Annotated in this window: 16 protein-coding genes; 8 read left to right on the top strand and 8 right to left on the bottom strand. The window is 72.2% G+C overall.

Translation table 11 applies throughout. From position 1 onward, the window contains the following. The first annotated feature begins 35 nt into the window (after positions 1-35). Positions 36-383, top strand: a complete 348-nt coding sequence (locus HBO46_RS13630) for an STAS domain-containing protein (protein WP_166140646.1) — start codon at positions 36-38, stop codon at positions 381-383. 35 nt (positions 384-418) lie between these two features. On the opposite strand, the gene HBO46_RS13625 is transcribed toward HBO46_RS13630, so the two are convergent. Then, positions 419-907 (bottom strand): flavodoxin family protein, encoded by a 489-nt coding sequence (locus HBO46_RS13625; RefSeq protein WP_166140647.1) that lies wholly within the window; start codon positions 905-907, stop codon positions 419-421. 105 nt (positions 908-1012) lie between these two features. Next, positions 1013-1810 carry a sigma-70 family RNA polymerase sigma factor gene (locus HBO46_RS13620; protein ID WP_166140648.1) on the bottom strand — a complete coding sequence of 266 codons (798 nt, stop codon included), beginning with the start codon at positions 1808-1810 and terminating at the stop codon, positions 1013-1015. A gap of 120 nt (positions 1811-1930) precedes the next feature. On the opposite strand from HBO46_RS13620, the gene HBO46_RS13615 reads away from it, so the two are divergent. From HBO46_RS13615 to HBO46_RS13600, 4 genes are read left to right on the top strand one after another with little or no spacing between them, the layout of a single operon-like run. Then, the gene (locus tag HBO46_RS13615) at positions 1931-3868 is read left to right on the top strand and encodes a PAS domain S-box protein (protein ID WP_166140649.1); all 1938 of its coding nucleotides are present in this window, start codon (positions 1931-1933) and stop codon (positions 3866-3868) included. Further along, positions 3865-4659, top strand: coding sequence for a response regulator (locus tag HBO46_RS13610; protein WP_166140650.1), 795 nt, complete (start codon positions 3865-3867; stop codon positions 4657-4659). Before HBO46_RS13615 ends, HBO46_RS13610 begins: the two co-directional genes overlap by 4 nt. A gap of 9 nt (positions 4660-4668) precedes the next feature. Then, positions 4669-4815, top strand: coding sequence for a DUF1059 domain-containing protein (locus HBO46_RS13605; RefSeq protein ID WP_166140651.1), 147 nt, complete (start codon positions 4669-4671; stop codon positions 4813-4815). Further along, on the top strand, positions 4812-5510 hold the full coding sequence (locus tag HBO46_RS13600; RefSeq protein WP_224769059.1) for a sugar O-acetyltransferase: 699 nt from the start codon (positions 4812-4814) through the stop codon (positions 5508-5510). The genes HBO46_RS13605 and HBO46_RS13600 overlap by 4 nt, the downstream gene beginning before the upstream one ends. A 142-nt stretch (positions 5511-5652) precedes the next feature. Here the strand turns inward: HBO46_RS13600 and HBO46_RS13595 are convergent, their stop codons facing one another. From HBO46_RS13595 to HBO46_RS13585, 3 genes are all read right to left on the bottom strand, one after another. Then, positions 5653-7155 carry an FAD-dependent oxidoreductase gene (locus tag HBO46_RS13595; protein ID WP_166140652.1) on the bottom strand — a complete coding sequence of 501 codons (1503 nt, stop codon included), beginning with the start codon at positions 7153-7155 and terminating at the stop codon, positions 5653-5655. 66 nt (positions 7156-7221) lie between these two features. Next, positions 7222-8298, bottom strand: a complete 1077-nt coding sequence (locus tag HBO46_RS13590; protein WP_166140653.1) for a YihY/virulence factor BrkB family protein — start codon at positions 8296-8298, stop codon at positions 7222-7224. A 142-nt stretch (positions 8299-8440) separates the two neighbouring features. Next, the gene (locus tag HBO46_RS13585; RefSeq protein ID WP_166140654.1) at positions 8441-10729 is read right to left on the bottom strand and encodes a catalase; all 2289 of its coding nucleotides are present in this window, start codon (positions 10727-10729) and stop codon (positions 8441-8443) included. Between the two features lie 155 nt (positions 10730-10884). Here HBO46_RS13585 and HBO46_RS13580 point away from each other — a divergent pair, with 155 nt between their 5' ends. Both HBO46_RS13580 and HBO46_RS13575 read left to right on the top strand, forming a co-directional pair. Next, complete coding sequence (locus HBO46_RS13580; protein WP_224769058.1) at positions 10885-11838, top strand: iron-containing redox enzyme family protein; 954 nt, start codon at positions 10885-10887, stop codon at positions 11836-11838. Beyond that, complete coding sequence (locus HBO46_RS13575) at positions 11835-12047, top strand: CDGSH iron-sulfur domain-containing protein (protein WP_166140655.1); 213 nt, start codon at positions 11835-11837, stop codon at positions 12045-12047. Before HBO46_RS13580 ends, HBO46_RS13575 begins: the two co-directional genes overlap by 4 nt. Positions 12048-12223: 176 nt before the next feature. Here HBO46_RS13575 and HBO46_RS13570 read toward each other — a convergent pair whose 3' ends face one another. The 3 genes from HBO46_RS13570 to HBO46_RS13560 all read right to left on the bottom strand — a co-directional run bounded on the left by HBO46_RS13570 (position 12224) and on the right by HBO46_RS13560 (position 13739). Beyond that, a complete protein-coding gene (locus HBO46_RS13570; protein WP_224769057.1) occupies positions 12224-12868 on the bottom strand; it encodes a methyltransferase domain-containing protein in 645 nt (214 codons plus the stop codon). Between the two features lie 22 nt (positions 12869-12890). Further along, positions 12891-13061 carry a hypothetical protein gene (locus HBO46_RS13565; protein WP_166140656.1) on the bottom strand — a complete coding sequence of 57 codons (171 nt, stop codon included), beginning with the start codon at positions 13059-13061 and terminating at the stop codon, positions 12891-12893. Between the two features lie 72 nt (positions 13062-13133). Then, the gene (locus tag HBO46_RS13560; protein WP_166140657.1) at positions 13134-13739 is read right to left on the bottom strand and encodes a response regulator transcription factor; all 606 of its coding nucleotides are present in this window, start codon (positions 13737-13739) and stop codon (positions 13134-13136) included. A 265-nt stretch (positions 13740-14004) separates the two neighbouring features. On the opposite strand from HBO46_RS13560, the gene leuA reads away from it, so the two are divergent. Beyond that, positions 14005-15798, top strand: a complete 1794-nt coding sequence (gene leuA / locus HBO46_RS13555; protein WP_166140658.1) for a 2-isopropylmalate synthase — start codon at positions 14005-14007, stop codon at positions 15796-15798. Positions 15799-15827 lie beyond the last annotated feature (29 nt).

Genomic DNA, 15827 nt, shown 5'->3' with positions numbered 1-15827 from the left:
GACTTTTGGGACCACGACCCCCTAGGGTTCGAGGCATGGAAGAGAGGCCCTTCTCGGTGACCAAGACCTCCGACGTGCTGAGCGTCAGCGGGTCGGTGGACGAGTACGCCGTGATCGCACTGCGCAACGCGATCCGCGAGCACTCCGAGGACTACACGATCCCCCTGCACATCGACCTCAGCGACGCTGACTACCTGCCCAGCGTGGCGGTGAGCGTGCTGGTCACCGCCCTTCGCTCCGCGGAGCAGAACGGCACCACGATCACCCTGGTCGCCGAACCCGGCACCATCGCCCAGCGCGTGCTGCTCGTGTGCGCGTTGCCCTACCTCACCTCGCTCGACGGTGACGACTCCTCCTCGTCCGGCCCGTCCGTGGTCGCCTGACACCTGCTCGACCCGTTCGCCGCCCGCTCTCCGGCTCACGCCGGGCTGAGCAGGGCGGCGATCGTGCCTCCGAGGTCGTACGCCGCCTCGAGATCCTCCGCGGCGACGTCGCCCAGGACCTCGAGCACGGGCGCCGAACGGACCCACGGCAGCGCCCCGGTGATGGCCTCCACCGAGCGCACCGCGCCGGTGGTGTCGTAGCGCCCGTGCACCCACAGACCGTAGGGGCGGCGACCCGTCCCCACCTGCGCGGCGGAGCCGTCCTCGCCGAGCGCGCCCCCGGCCCGGTGGAACGTGGAGTCGAAGAAGTGCTTCAGCGCCCCTGACATGTAGCCGAAGTTCGCCGGCGTGCCGAGCAGGTAGCCGTCGGCCTCGACCACGTCCTGCGCGCTCGCCGCCAGGGCCGGGCGCACGACCACCTCGACCCCCTCGATGGCCTCGTCGCGGGTGCCCGCGACGACGGCCTCGGCGAGGCGCTGCACGGACGCGGTGGGGGTGTGGTGGACGACCAGCAGGCGGGGCATGCCCGAAGGCTAGTGCGCGCCCGGAGCACCTGATCGCACCCGGAACGACCGCAGCGCCGGCCCGTGACGGGCCGGCGCTGTGAAGTCGTGGGAGGGGGCTGGGGCTCAGCGCCCCTGGAGCTCGTCGACCGCGAGGTCCTCGCGAAGGCCGTCCAGGATGCGGCTGAGCAGGCGGGAGACCTGCATCTGGGTGACGCCGAGCTCCTCGCCGATCTGGGCCTGGGTGCAGTCCTCGGCGAAGCGCAGGTGCAGGATCCGGCGGTCGCGCTCGGAGAGGCGGCGCACGACCGGCTGGAGCATCACCCGCGCCTCGAGGGCCTCGCGCTCGCTCTCGTCGTCGCTGCTGAGCAGGTCGCCGACGGTCATGTCGCCGTCCTCGTGCAGCGTGTAGTCCAGCGAGGCCGGCTGGAAGCAGCCCTGGGTCTCCAGCGCCTCGCGGACGTCGGTCACCGGGATGTCCAGCGCCGCCGCGATGTCCTCCGCAGTGGCGGGACGGCCGTCCTCCATGCCCGAGCGGTGCAGGGCGACGACCTTGGAGTGGATCTCCTGGATGCGCCGCGGCGGCCGCACGGTCCACCCGTGGTCGCGGAAGTAGCGCTTCAGCTCACCGCTCATGGTGGGGACGGCGTAGGACAGGAAGTCACGGTCCTGGGAGACGTCGAACTTCGCGGCCGCACGCACCAGGGCGCAGCAGGCGACCTGCTCGAGGTCCTCCAGCGGGACCCCGCGGTTGCGGAAGCGTCGCGCCACGGCGTGGGCGACCTGGATGTTGAGAACGACGACCTCGTTCAGCAGCTCTTCGCGCTCGCCCGGACCGCACTGGGCGGCCTCGGCGAGCAGGGTGGCGGTTCTTTCGCGCCGGACGTGGTCCGGCGCCTGTCGGTGCATCGCTCCGGTACTCATGAGGTGTTCCTATCCTCGCCAGACCGAGTTGAAACTCGAACCATCCAGGTTTCGGGAGTGACCCATCTCCCGTCGGGGACGAAGGGCGACCCGCGTCCCGGAGCGGGTACCTTTCACGCCATGTCGACTGGGTCCGCCGCCGCTCGGGGTACCACGGTCGTCGTCGTCGACGACGCCGCGGACCTGCGGGCACTGGTCCGGGCCCGGCTGCGCGTCTCTGGCCAGTTCGAGGTCGTGGGTGAGGGGGCCGACGGACGCCAGGCGGTCGAGCTGGTCCGCGCTCACCGTCCGGACCTGCTGGTGATGGACGTGTCGATGCCGGTGATGGACGGCCTCGAGGCTCTCCCGCTGGTCCGCGCGGCCTCGCCGGGCACCGTGGTCGTGATGTTCTCGGGGTTCGACCAGCAGGACCTGGCCGACCGCGCCCTCGGGCTCGGCGCCGCGGGGTACCTCCAGAAGTCCTCGAGCCTGGACACCCTCCCCGCCGAGCTGGCGGCGGTCCTCGCGTCCGGCTCTGCGGGCGCGGCGGGGGTCGAGCGACCGGAGCACCCGCACGTGGAGCCCGTCCTCCAGCAGCACGTCGAGCGCTTCCGCGAGGTCTTCGACGACGCGGCGATCGGGATGGCGACCCTCACCCTCTCCGGGCGGGTCGTGCGCGCGAACGCCAGCCTCTCGCAGCTGCTGGGGCTCGACCCGGACTCCCTCGTCGGCCAGCCGTACGCCGACCTGACCGACCTCGGCGAACGCGGCCTCGCCCGCGCGCTCACGCGCGTGGTGGACGGCGGCGAGGACGTGGTCGAGTTTGGCCACGGTCTCGCGAGTGCCCCGGAGCGGCGCCTGCAGGCCACCGTCACGCCGGTGCGCGACGCGCGCGACCGGCCGCTGTACCTGCTGGTGCAGGTGCAGGACCTGACCCGCCAGCGCGAGGCGGACGAGGCCCTGCGCAACAGTGAGCAGCGCTTCAAGCTGCTGGTCGAGACGGTCCAGGACTACGCGATCTTCATGCTGGACGTCGAGGGCCACGTCGCGAGCTGGAACGCCGGTGCCGCCCGCACCAAGGGCTACACGGCAGAGGAGATCGTCGGCCAGCACTTCCGGGTCTTCTACCCCCCGGACGTCCAGCGCTCCGGCCACCCCGAGCACGAGCTGGAGCTGGCCGTGCGGGACGGCCGCTACGAGGAGGAGGGCTGGCGCCTGCGCAAGGACGGCACCCGGTTCTGGGCGCAGGTCACGATCACCGCGGTGCGCGACGAGACCGGCCGGCTCGTCGGCTTCGCCAAGGTGACCCGCGACGTCACCGAGCGGCACATGTTCCTCGAGAGCCAGGAGCGCTCGGCGCGCGCCCTCGCGGAGGCCAACGAGCGGCTGAAGAAGGTCGCCGACGAGCAGGCCCGGTTCGTGGCGGTCACCGCCCACGAGCTGCGAGGCCCGCTCGGCACCATGGGGATGTCGGCGGGGATGCTCCAGCGGCACTGGGACGAGCTGCTCGACGACGAGCGCGACTCTCTGCTCCAGGGCATGGTCGACAGCGCCAGCCAGCTCGACCGGCTGCTCACCGACCTGCTGACCGTCTCGCGCGCTCAGGGTCAGGCGCTCGACCTGCGGCCCCAGCCCGTGGAGGTGCTGCCTCATCTCCAGGGGCTTGCGGTGGCGCGCGCGAAGCGGGATCCTCGGGCCGAGGTGGTCCTCGACGGCGAGGACGCCGTCGTGCTCGCCGATCCGGGAAGGCTGACGCAGGCCATGGACAACCTCGTCACCAATGCCTTGCGTCACGGCCGCGCACCGGTCCGGGTTCAGGTCACCCCCCGCAGCAGGACCGTCGAGATCGCGGTCACCGACGCCGGTGACGGCGTCGACCCCGAGATGGTGCCGCGCCTGTTCGGCCGGTTCGCCACCGGCTCGGCCAAGGGGACCGGGTTGGGCCTGCACATCGTGCGCGAGCTCGCCCGCGCCCATGGTGGCGACGCGACGTACCGCAGCGACGACGGGGCGTTCGTGCTCGAGCTGCCGCGTCACGACGTCGCTCCCGACAGTGCTGTCGATGGGGGGACAAGGTGAGCGGGCACGTGCAGCAGCCCCCGATCCGGGTGCTCCTGGTCGACGACGCGGTCGAGACCCGTGGCCTGGTCCGCCTGGCCCTGCGCCTGCGCGGGGGCTTCGACGTGCTCGCGGAGACCGGAAGCGGCGAGGAGGCGGTCGCCCTGGCGGCGCGCCTGCAGCCCGACGTGGTGGTGCTCGACCTCGGCCTGCCCGACCTCGCAGGGCGCACCGTGCTCACCCAGGTCCGCGAGGCGGCTCCCAGCGTGCAGGTCGTCGTCTTCTCCGGCGCCGACCCGCACGACGCCGACCTGGCGTGGTACGAGCAGCACACGGCCGGCTACGTCGTGAAGAACGAGGAGATCGACTACCTCGTGGACCTGGTCCTGGCCGCCGGCCGACCCACGCTGCCCTCTCCTGCGCAGACGGCCGAGGTGGACCTGCCGCAGGACCTGTCCAGCGTGCGTCAGGCCCGCTCCGTGGTGCGCAGCACGCTGGCGACCTGGGAGCTCGAGCACCTCCACGACGAGGCCTGCCTGGTGGTCTCCGAGCTCGCCACCAACGCGCTCAACCACGCCCAGTCCTCCTTCTGCGTCCGGCTGAGCCTGCACCCCACGACGGTGCGCATCGAGGTGGGGGACAGCGGGCACGGCACCCCCGAGCCCCAGCCGCACAGCGCCACCCGCGAGGGCGGGCGCGGGATGCTGCTGGTCGCGGCGATGTCGGCGTCGTGGGGAATCGACCGCTCCGAGGGCGGCAAGGTCGTCTGGGCCGAGCTGGCACGCGAGACAGCGGGGCGTCCCGGGTCGTAGGGTCCCTCCATGAAGACCCGACTGACGTGCCCGTGCGGCACCACGGTGACCGGAGCCGACGAGGACGAGCTGGTCTCCCGGACCCAGGAGCACCTCGCGGCCGAGCACCCGGGGATGGACTACGACCGCGAGCAGATCCTGTTCATCGCCACGTGAGCGCGGAGCGTCCGGCCCCCCAGACGGACCCGCTGGACCCGGTGGACCCCGCCGACGCCGGCGCGCAGGCGGATCCGCGCACGATGCGCGAGCGGATGCTCGCCGGCGACCTCTACATCGCCGACGACCCCGAGCTCCTCGAGGCGGCCGACCGCGCCCACGACCTCGTCGCGGCCTACAACGCGACCACCAGCCGGCAACGGCCGCTGCGCCGCGAGCTGCTCGAGCGGCTGCTCGGCTCGGTGGGCGCGGACGTCGAGCTGCGTCCGCCCCTGCACGTCGACTACGGCGCCCACCTGACGGTCGGGCCCCGGACCTTCGCGAACTTCGGCCTGATGGCGCTGGACGTCGCGCCGATCACGATCGGGGCGGACGTGATGATCGGTCCGAACGTGCAGCTGCTCACGCCGACCCACCCGATCGACCCGGACCTGCGCCGGGCCAAGTGGGAGGCGGCGCTGCCGATCGTCATCGGGGACAACGTCTGGCTCGGCGGCGGCGTCGTGGTCTGTCCCGGCGTCACGATCGGCGCGGACACGGTCGTCGGGGCCGGGGCGGTGGTCACCCGTGACCTGCCTGCCCGGGTGGTCGCCGTGGGCAATCCGGCGCGGGTGGTGCGCACGATCGACGGGTCGCAGGGCGGTGCCGGTGGAGCGGCCTCGGACAACACGACGCCCCCGTCGGGAGCTGCGTGAGTCCGGCGGGGGCGAGCGTGTGACTACTACTTCTGTGCCCTGTATAGGGGATGAGTAAACGGCGCGTCCGCCGAACCACCTGTCCGGATGAGGGCGGCTAGACCTGGCTCGACGCCGGGCTCCACGTGGGCTCCACGTGGGCTCAACGTCGGGCCAGGCCGCAGGTCGCCGGCCCCTCGAGCACCTCGCCGTCGGGTGCGAAGCGCGAGCCGTGCAGGGGGCAGTCCCAGCTCTTCTCGGCGTCGTTCCAGCGCACGATCCCGCGCAGATGGCTGCACACTGCCGACACCCGGCGCTCGACGCCGTCGACCCGGGACACCGCACTCGGCGCGCCCGCGTGGTCCAGGCGTACGACGCCCTCGCCCTCCGCGGGCGCCGGCCCCAGCCCGGGGCGCAGCATCGGTCGCAGCCAGCCCCCGGCCAGCTCGAGGCCGACCTCGCCGTTGAGCCGGGCGAAGTCCAGCATGCCGGTCACCTCCCGGAAGCGCCACGGCTCGAGGATGCCGGCCCAGGCCATGTGCCCGCCCAGGACCCGACCGGAGATCGCGAGCGCGGCGGCCACGCCGTTGGTCATGCCCCACTTCGAGAAGCCACCCGCGACCAGGATCTCCTCGCTGCGCGGCAGGATCGGGCCGGCGAACGGGAGCGCGTGGTGGGGGACGTAGTCCTGCGCCGACCAGGCGTGGGTCTCCTCCGCCTCGGGGAACCACTGCGCCGTCCACTCCCGCAGCCCGTCGATCTGGCCCTGCTCGGAGACCGGGGCGCCCACCTTGTGCCCGTTGCCCCCGACCAGCAGCACGGCGCCGCCGTCCGTGCCGGGGGCGTCGCGCAGCGAGCGTGACGGGGAGTCGGCGGAGAGGTACATGCCGTCGACCGCAGGCCCGGGCGTGCGGAACGCCAGCCCGTAGGAGCGGCTCGGGTGCATCCGGGCGAAGAAGGCACCGCGGTCGAGGATCGGCATGTTGGTGGCGACCACCACCCGGTCCGCGGAGGCGGTGCCGTGGTCGGAGACCACCCGCACCGGCGCGCCGCCGGTCACCCGGCGCACACGGACGCCCTCGACGATGCGCACGCCGTGGGCGACGGCCTGCGCGGCCAGCGCGTCGAGGAGCTCGCACGGGTCGACCTGCGCCTGGTCGTCGAGCCGGACGGCGCCGCGGGTGCGGTAGGGAAGCGGCACCTCCTCGACCCATTCGGTCTCCAAGCCGGCGCGCCGGGTCGCCTCGAGCTCCGCACCCAGCGACTGCTCGCCGCGTGCGCTGTGCGCGTAGGTGTACGCCGGCCGGGTCTGCACGGGTACGCCGTGGTCGTGGCAGAACCGCACCAGCCAGGCCTGGGCCTCACGGTTGGCCGTCGCGTAGTCGCGCAGCACCGGCTCGGCGTGACGGTGGGCGATCCGGGAGTACTGCGTGCCTTGGAGCAGGCTCACCTTCGCGGTGCTGCGCCCGGTGGTGACGGCGCCGAGCCGCTCGGCCTCGACGAGGAGGACCGAGCGCCCGGCCCGGGCGAGGAGCAGCGCGGTCGTCACGCCGGTGAGTCCGCCGCCGACCACCACCACGTCGTGGTCGCCGTCGAGCACCGGCGGGTCGAGGTCCGCGCTCGCGGTATGGGGGTTGCGGTCCTGCCAGATCGAGGTGAGCGCCACGTGCTTCTCCTTCGTCGGGGGCCTTCGTCGGGGGCCTTCGTCGGGACCGGTGGGTGTCCGGCCGGGTCAGTCCGGACTGCGCTCGGCGTGCTCAGCCTGCTTGGCCTGCTCGCGCAGGGCTCGGCCGCGCTCGATGTCGGCGGCCTCCTTCTGCTGCTTCTTCTCGATGTTGCGGGTGTCGCGCGGCGGGAGCTGGATCGTCCTCTCCGCCTCGATCCCGGACTGCAGCTCCCGGCCGCGCTCCAGCTCGGCGTCGAGCTCGGCACCGAAGAGGAGGGCGATGTTGGTGAGCCACAGCCACAGGAGGAAGACGATGACACCCGCGAGCGCGCCGTAGGTCTTGCTGTAGGAGGAGAAGTTCGCGACGTAGAAGCCGAACGCCGCCGAGAGCACGACCCAGGTGAGGATCGCGAGCACGGCCCCGACGCTGACCCAGCGGAACTTCGGCTGCTTGACGTTGGGGGTGGCGTAGTAGAGCAGAGCCACGATCACCACGACCGCGCCCAGGACGAAGGGCCACTTGGCGATCTGCCAGACCAGCACGGCGGTCGAGCCCAGGCCGACCGCGTCGCCGACGGTCTCGGCGACCGGGCCGGTGAGCACCAGGGCCAGCAGGACGATGGCGGCCAGGACCACCACGACCGCGGTCACCACGAGCATGACCGGGCGCAGCTTCCAGATCGGGCGGCCCTCGTCGATCTCATACATCCGGTTCATCGCCCGGCCGAACGCGCCGACGTACCCGCTCGCCGACCAGAGGGCGCCGGCGAGACCGAGGACCAGGGCGAGGCCCGCGCCCTGGGAGCGGCTGAGCTCCTTCAGCGTCGGGCCGATGGTGTCGACCGCGCCGTCGGCGCCGAGGTCGCGCAGGATCTTCAGGACCTCGTCGACCGCCTCGGTGCCCTGGCCGACGAGGCCGAGGACCGAGGTGAGGGCGATCGCCGCCGGGAACATCGCAAGGACGGCGTAGTAGGTCAGCGCGGCGGCCAGATCGGTGCACTGGTCCTTGCTGAACTCGCGCTGCACCTTGCGCAGGACGTAGCCCCAGGACCGCTTGTGCAGGTCCGTGGGGGAGTCGACCTTGCCGTCGTCGTCGGGGTCGTGGTCGGGGGAGGGGCGATCGGGCTGCGCAGTCGTGCTCATGGGCGGGGGGTGCCCGGACGCGGGGCCTGTCATGCGCGGCGCCCGCGCCAGGGTGAACGACGCGGCGCCCGCGCAGGGGTCCTGCGCGGGCGCCGCGGGTCGTGCTCCGCTCGACGGGCGAGCGGTCAGGCGGGGGTGCGGGTCACACGGTCGTGGCGAAGCGGTTCCACACGCGGTGGAAGCCCATCTCCTCCTGGACCATGCCGAAGACCTCGGCGGCGCTGTCACCGCTGATCACGCCCGCGTCGTCGTCGGAGATGCCGGCGGCGGTGAGGGCGTTGACGCCGTCGCCCCAGGCGCCGATCACCTTCGCGTGGCGGTAGCACTCCTGGATCATCAGCGCGACCCGGGGGTCGAGGCCGGGACCGGCGGGGGCGCCGGCCTTGTCGTCACGGTTGGCGAGCGCGTCGGGAGCCGGGACCGGGCTTCCCGCGACCAGCAGCACGTCGACCTCGACCGAGCGGCCGGTCGCGAAGGTCCGCTGCACCGGCATCCCGTCGATGGTCCCGCCGTGCGGGCCGATCAGCAGCGCCACCATGCCGGCGTCGTGGATCGTGCGGCGCAGCGCGTCGACGCCGGAGAGGTCACCGGCGGGGTCGACCACGATGCCGATCATCCGGCCGTCGGGCGGGAACGGCCCCTTGACCTGCGACAGCGCCGGGCTCGGGTCGAGGTCCACCAGCGGGATCGTCGGCTCCGGGGCGGGCAGGCCGAGGCCGGTCGCGACCTCCTGGCACAGCACCGGGTCGATGTTGGCCAGGCACTGCAGCTGACGCTCCTTGACCGCCTGTTCGTAGCACTTGCCGAGCTCGAAGGTGTAGGCCCGGATGATGTGCTCCTTCTCGACCGGGGTCATGCTCAGCCAGAACTGGCGGGTCTGGCTGTAGTGGTCGTCGTAGGAGGCCGGGAGGTCGCGCACCTTGGTGGCCTCGGCGACCTTGACCGCGGCCTCCACGAAGGCGCGGGTCTGCTCGTCGCTCAGGTCGGCGCCGGCTGCGAACGGGCAGCCGCCGTCCAGCGAGTTCGGCTTGTACGGCGCGACGCCGCTGTGCACGGCGTGCTGGTGGAAGCCGTCGCGGAACATGTCGTTGGTCGGCACGTGCGGACGGTTGACCGGGATCTGGTTGTAGTTCGGGCCGCCGAGGCGCGACAGCTGCGTGTCGACGTAGGAGAACAGTCGCGTCTGGAGCAGCGGGTCGTCGGTGACGTCGATGCCCGGCACCAGGTGGCCGACGTGGAAGGCGATCTGCTCGACCTCGGCGAAGAAGTTCGTCGGGTTCGCGTTGAGCGTGAGCTTGCCGATCGGCTGCACCGGGGCGAGCTCCTCGGGCACGATCTTGGTCGGGTCGAGCAGGTCGATCCCGGCGAACATCTGGTCGGGCTCGTCGGGGAAGACCTGGATGCCCAGCTCCCACTCGGGGAATGCCCCGGCCTCGATGGAGTCGTAGAGGTCGCGGCGGTGGAAGTCGGGGTCGATGCCGTTGATGAGCTGGGCCTCCTCCCACGTGAGGGAGTGCACGCCCAGCTTGGGCTTCCAGTGGAACTTCGCCAGGGACGTCTTGCCCTCGGCGTTGACCAGGCGGAACGTGTGGACGCCGAAGCCCTCCATCATCCGGTAGGAGCGCGGGATGCCCCGGTCGGACATGTTCCACATGGTGTGGTGCTGGGCCTCGGTGTGCAGCGACACGAAGTCCCAGAAGGTGTCGTGGGCGCTCTGCGCCTGCGGGATCTCCCGGTCCGGGTGCGGCTTGCCGGCGTGGATGACGTCGGGGAACTTGATGCCGTCCTGGATGAAGAAGACCGGGATGTTGTTGGCGACCAGGTCCCAGTTGCCCTCCTCGGTGTAGAACTTCGTCGCGAACCCGCGGGTGTCGCGCACGGTGTCGGAGGAGCCGCGCGAGCCGAGGACGGTGGAGAAACGGACGAAGACCGGGGTCTCCTTGCCCTTGGCGAACAGGCCCGCCATCGTCACCGACTCGGCGGAGCCGTAGCCCTCGAAGACGCCGTGGGCGCCGGCGCCGCGGGCGTGCACGACGCGCTCGGGGATGCGCTCGTGGTCGAAGTGGGTGATCTTCTCGCGCAGGTGGTGGTCCTGCAGGAGCGTCGGGCCGCGCTCGCCGGCCTTCAGCGAGTGGTCGGTGTCGCGCAGGCGGGTGCCGGTGGAGTTGGTGAGGTACGCCGACTGCTGGGCGCGCGCGGTGGGCGGCGCGCCGGTCGGGGCGCCGGTCGCCGTACCGGTCGCGGGTGCGCCCTGGTCGGGCTTGGGCGGCAGCGGCTCCTTCGGGGTGGTCGGCTCGTCCACCGGGGCGGGCACGGGCCCGGGAGCGCCGGGAACGGTCGGGCCCATCATGGCGGAGGCCTTGTCCACAACGGCTTCGGCGGCCTCCTCGATCTTGTCCTTGGCGGCCTTCGCGGTCTGCTTGGGATCCATCGGTCCTCGCTTCGATCGTGGTGGGTCTCGGGTGCCTCGGGGTACCCCGGTCCACGACGTCGAACACCCGGAATACCGGCCGGTCGCGTGGGGTACCGCCAGAGGATGGAGAAGACGTTGACGAGTGCGGCCACTCGCACCCACGAGGCCGGCCGGTGCTGACGCCGAAGGCCCGCGGCGCCCTGAGCGCCGCCCTGTTCGAGACGATGCGTTCCGGCGACCCGCAGGTCGTCGAGGTGGCCCCGGAGTCCGCGGACGACGCCGCCATCGCGCTGTGGGCGCTGTTCGAGCTTCACTACCGCGGCCTCGACGACGTCGACGACGAGCTGGAGTGGCACCCCGCGCTGCTGACCGTGCGGCACCGGCTCGCCGCCGACCTCGAGGCCCGCCTGCGCGAGCGGTGGGAGCCCTACGCCGTGACCGGGCGCAGCGCTGCCGAGATCGGCACCGAGCTCTTCGACTACATCGAGGGCCATGACGGCCCCTCGCTCGCGCGCGCCGTACAGACGACGGCGGACGCCGAGCAGGTGCTCGACCTTCTGCGGTGGCGCTCGGTCTACCACCTCAAGGAGGCCGACCCCACCGCCTGGGTGGTGCCCCGGCTGAGCGCGAGGCCGAAGGCCGCGCTGATGGAGCTGCAGTTCGACGAGTACGGCAACGGCGACCCCGAGCGCCTGCACCACCGGCTGTGGGAGCGCGGCATGGACGCCGTCGGCCTGCGCTCGGAGTACGGCGCCTACGTCGACGAGGCGCCGCTGGAGGCGCTGGAGCAGAACAACGCGATGAGCCTGTTCGGGCTGAGCCGCCGGCTGCGCGGCGCCGCGCTGGGCCACCTCGCCGCCTTCGAGGCGACGAGCTCGCTGCCCTCACGCAAGATGGCGCAGGGCCTGGACCGGCTCGGGCTGGCCCCCGAGCTGGTGGCCTACTACACCGAGCACGTCGAGGCCGACGCGGTGCACGAGCAGCTGGCCGCTCGCGAGATCTGCGGGGTGCTGGTCGAGCAGGAGCCGGTCCTCGCGCCCGACGTCTTCTTCGGCGCCTTCACCTGCCTCGACCTCGAGGACCGTTTCGCCAACCGGGTGCTGGGTCTGTGGGAGGCGGCGGCATGAGCACGCCCACGGAGCCCGGGCGCCCGGACGTCGTGGTGTGCCCCGGCGGGCCGCTGCTGCTGCGCGGCGACCACGTCGTCGAGGACGCTGAGGGCCGGGTGCATCGCACCAGCCGCCCGGTCTCGGCGGTGTGCCGGTGCGGCAAGTCCTCGGTGCAGCCGTGGTGCGACGGCACCCACAAGGTGCTGCCGTCCAAGCTGCGTCCCTGAGGCGCGGGTCCCCAGCCAACCGGTCTGAGCCCCAGGTCCAACCCGTGGCCCGGTGCTTGTCTGCGCAATTGCGCGGGCAAGCACCGGGCCAGCGCCGATCCAGGTGCTTGCCCGCGCAACTGCGCAGTTACGCGCAACCCGCCGGCCGGAGCCGGGCCGGAGACCAGTCCCGGAGGTCAGCGGGTGCGCAGGAAGTGCGCGACCACGCCGCGCTCGAACTCGCGGACCTCCACCAGGTCGAGCCCGGAGCCGGCGTCCAGGGCCGCGTCGAGGACCTCGGCCTGTTCGGGCGTGCCGAGCTGGATCAGCAGCGAGCCGCCGTCGACGAGGTGCGCCGCGGCGGTGGCAGCACAGGTGCGGGCCAGCGCGAGCCCGTCGTCGCCGCCGTCGATGGCCAGCAGCGGGTCCTCGGGGAACCGACTGGTCTCGGTACGGCGTACCCACGGGGGATCGGCCTGCACCAGAGCGAAGGCCTCGTCGGGGCGCAGTACCGCGTCGATCGCGCCCTGACGGACCTCGACCGGCTCGGCCAGCCCGGCGTCGGCGGCGTTGCGGCGGGCGAAGTCGCAGGCGACCGGGTCGAGGTCGACGGCGAGCAGGGGGCGCGGCGCCCGGGCGACGGTGAGCAGCCCGATCTGGCCGGCGCCCGTGCACAGCTCGAGCACGGGCCCGCGGGGCCCGTGCTGCACCAGCTCGGCCCCCCACGCCGACTGCGCGGTGGTCCACGGGCGCGGCCGCAGCACCCGCTCGTCGAAGCGGATGCGCAGCTCGGCGAAGTCCATGACCTCCTCGGTGGGGGCCAGGCTCACGTCGTCGGTCACGGCAGCACTCCCGTCGCGTCGGTCACGCGGACCCGGAGACGAACGGGGAGCCGAACGTGCCGATGCTCTCGGGCTGCTTCTCCTGGTCGTTGTCGTCACCGCCGTTGAGGGAGGCCACCAGGACCAGGACGAGCCCGATCACGACGAAGACGACGGCCGCCCAAGCGGCTCCGACCTTGCTGTTGACCTTCACGCTGCACCTTTCGACGGGGTGGGGACGCGGGGCAGGTACCCCGCCCGCTCGCCCCCGACACGGCGACCGGACTCAGTCGGGGTGGCCGTGCCGGTTCGCCCAGGCCACGGCCTGGGTACGCCGGGACACGCCGAGCTTGCGGTAGATCTGGCGTACGTAGGTCTTCACCGAGTTGATGGAGACATAGAGGGTGTCGGCGATCTCCTGGTTGGACTGGCCCCGGCACAGCAGGGTCAGCACCTCGGACTCGCGCAGGCTCAACGCGATGGTGCCCGTCGGCGGTGTGGGCGCGACCTGCTCGCCGCGGCCGACGGCCTCGACGACCTCGATCAGCTCGATGCCGGGCGCGGTCTTGTCGATGACGGCATGGGCGCCGGCGGCCGCGAAGGTGCGGGTGTTGGCCGCACGGGTGTTCCACGTGTAGACGAGCACCCGGGCCGGCCCGAGGGCGGCGACGCGGCTGATGTGGTCGTGCGGGTCGCCACCGTTGCGGAAGGGGTCGCACAGCACGACGTCGAGGCCGGTGGTCGAGTCCGTGGCCTCCAGCACCGACAGCTCGACGCGCTCGCGATGCGGGCGGAGCATGCCGTCGAGGCCGGCGACCACGAGCTCGCTCTCGTCCAGCACGCCGAGGCGCAGCGCTGGCCGCGAGCGGTCGGCGGCGTCAGCAGGAGGCATGCCGGAAAAATAGCCGCCCGGCCACCTCACGACGCGCCGCCGAGCGTCACCTACAGGGGTGAAATCGGCCGGGCCCGGTGCGGGCGGGCCTCCTGTGCGCGAGGTGATGGGCGCCTCAGGACGCGGTAGCCATCCTCCGCTAGAGTGGTCACGTCATGACGCGCCAGCTCCTTCTTCGCTGCCGCAGCGAGGTCTGAAAGCCGGACCCCTCGCTGCGGAGTGCGTGCTGCCCCGGCGTCACTGACCACCCAGCGAGGACACCCTGATGAGCATCCCTGAGCAGCAGCCCGTTGCCCTGAGCAACACGACCAACTTCCAGAAGCCCAGCGGGATGCCGGTCGACCGGTACCGCCCGTTCGTGCCCGTCGACCTGCCCGACCGGACCTGGCCCACGCGCAAGATCACCCGCGCGCCGCGCTGGCTCTCGACCGACCTGCGCGACGGCAACCAGGCGCTGATCGACCCGATGACGCCGGCCCGCAAGCTCACCATGTTCGACCTGCTGGTGAAGATGGGCTACAAGGAGATCGAGGTCGGCTTCCCGAGCGCGAGCCAGACCGACTTCGACTTCGTGCGCCAGCTGGTCGAGGAGGACCGGATCCCCGACGACGTGCGGATCTCGGTGCTGACCCAGGCCCGCGAGGACCTGATCGAGCGCACCGTCCAGTCGCTCGTCGGAGCGCCCCGGGCGACCGTGCACATGTACAACGCCACGGCGCCGCTGTTCCAGCGCGTCGTCTTCGGCGTGACGCCGGCGGAGTGCAAGCAGATCGCCACCCACGGCACCGAGCTGGTCATGAAGTACGCCGAGCAGAGCCTGGGCAAGGCCTTCGAGGAGTTCGGCTACCAGTACTCCCCGGAGATCTTCACCCAGTCCGACACCGACTTCGCCCTGGAGGTCTGCGAGGCCGTCTCGGACGTCTGGCAGCCCGAGCCCGGCCGCGAGATCATCCTCAACCTGCCGGCCACCGTCGAGATGTCGACGCCGAACACCTACGCCGACCAGATCGAGTACTTCTCGCGTGGGTTGACCCGCCGCGAGGTGAGCGCGATCAGCCTGCACCCGCACAACGACCGGGGCACCGCCGTGGCCGCCACCGAGCTGGGCCTGATGGCCGGCGCCGACCGCGTCGAGGGCTGCCTGTTCGGCCACGGCGAGCGCACCGGCAACGTCGACCTGGTCACCTTGGGCATGAACCTGTTCAGCCAGGGCATCGACCCGCAGATCGACTTCGCGATCGAGGGCGGCATCGACGAGATCCGCCGCACGGTCGAGTACTGCACCCAGCTGCCGGTCCACCCGCGCCACCCGTACGCCGGCGACCTGGTCTACACGGCGTTCTCCGGCTCCCACCAGGACGCCATCAAGAAGGGCCTGGAGGACCTGGAGCGCCGCGCCGCCGAGCGCGGCATCTCCGTGCGCGACATCGAGTGGGAGGCGCCGTACCTCCCGATCGACCCCAAGGACGTCGGGCGCACCTACGAGGCGGTCATCCGCGTCAACAGCCAGTCCGGCAAGGGCGGCGTCGCCTACGTCCTGAAGGCCGAGCACAAGCTGGACCTGCCGCGCCGCGCGCAGATCGAGTTCAGCCGCGTCGTCCAGGAGCGCACCGACGCCGAGGGCGGCGAGATGACCCCGGACGCGATCTGGGAGACCTTCCGCGCCGAGTACCTCGACCGCGTGACCCCGCTGTCGCTGGACTCGGTGCACACCTCGTCGGCCGCCGGGGAGAAGGACGCCCTCACCGTCAACGTCCACGTGGACGGTGAGCTGCGCACCCTGGCCGGCATCGGCAACGGGCCGATCGCAGCGTTCGTCGAGGCGCTCAACGGCCTCGTCGCCGAGGAGCAGGCAGCCGGCAACCCGGCGTACGCCGAGCGCGGCGACGTCCGCGTCCTCGACTACGCCGAGCACGCGCTGTCCGCCGGGGGCGACGCGCTCGCCGCGGCGTACGTCGAGTGCGCCGTCGGCGACAAGGTGCTGTGGGGCGTCGGCGTCGACGCCAACATCGTCACCGCCTCGCTGAAGGCCGTCATCAGCGCCGTCAACCGCGCCTGATCATCGCCTGATCCCTGGGTCCAATCCTT

The organism is Nocardioides ochotonae, from assembly GCF_011420305.2.
Taxonomy (GTDB): Bacteria; Actinomycetota; Actinomycetes; order Propionibacteriales; family Nocardioidaceae; genus Nocardioides; species Nocardioides ochotonae.
The sequence above is the reverse complement of the archived record's forward strand: the minus strand, read 5'-3'. Positions and strand labels throughout refer to the sequence as shown.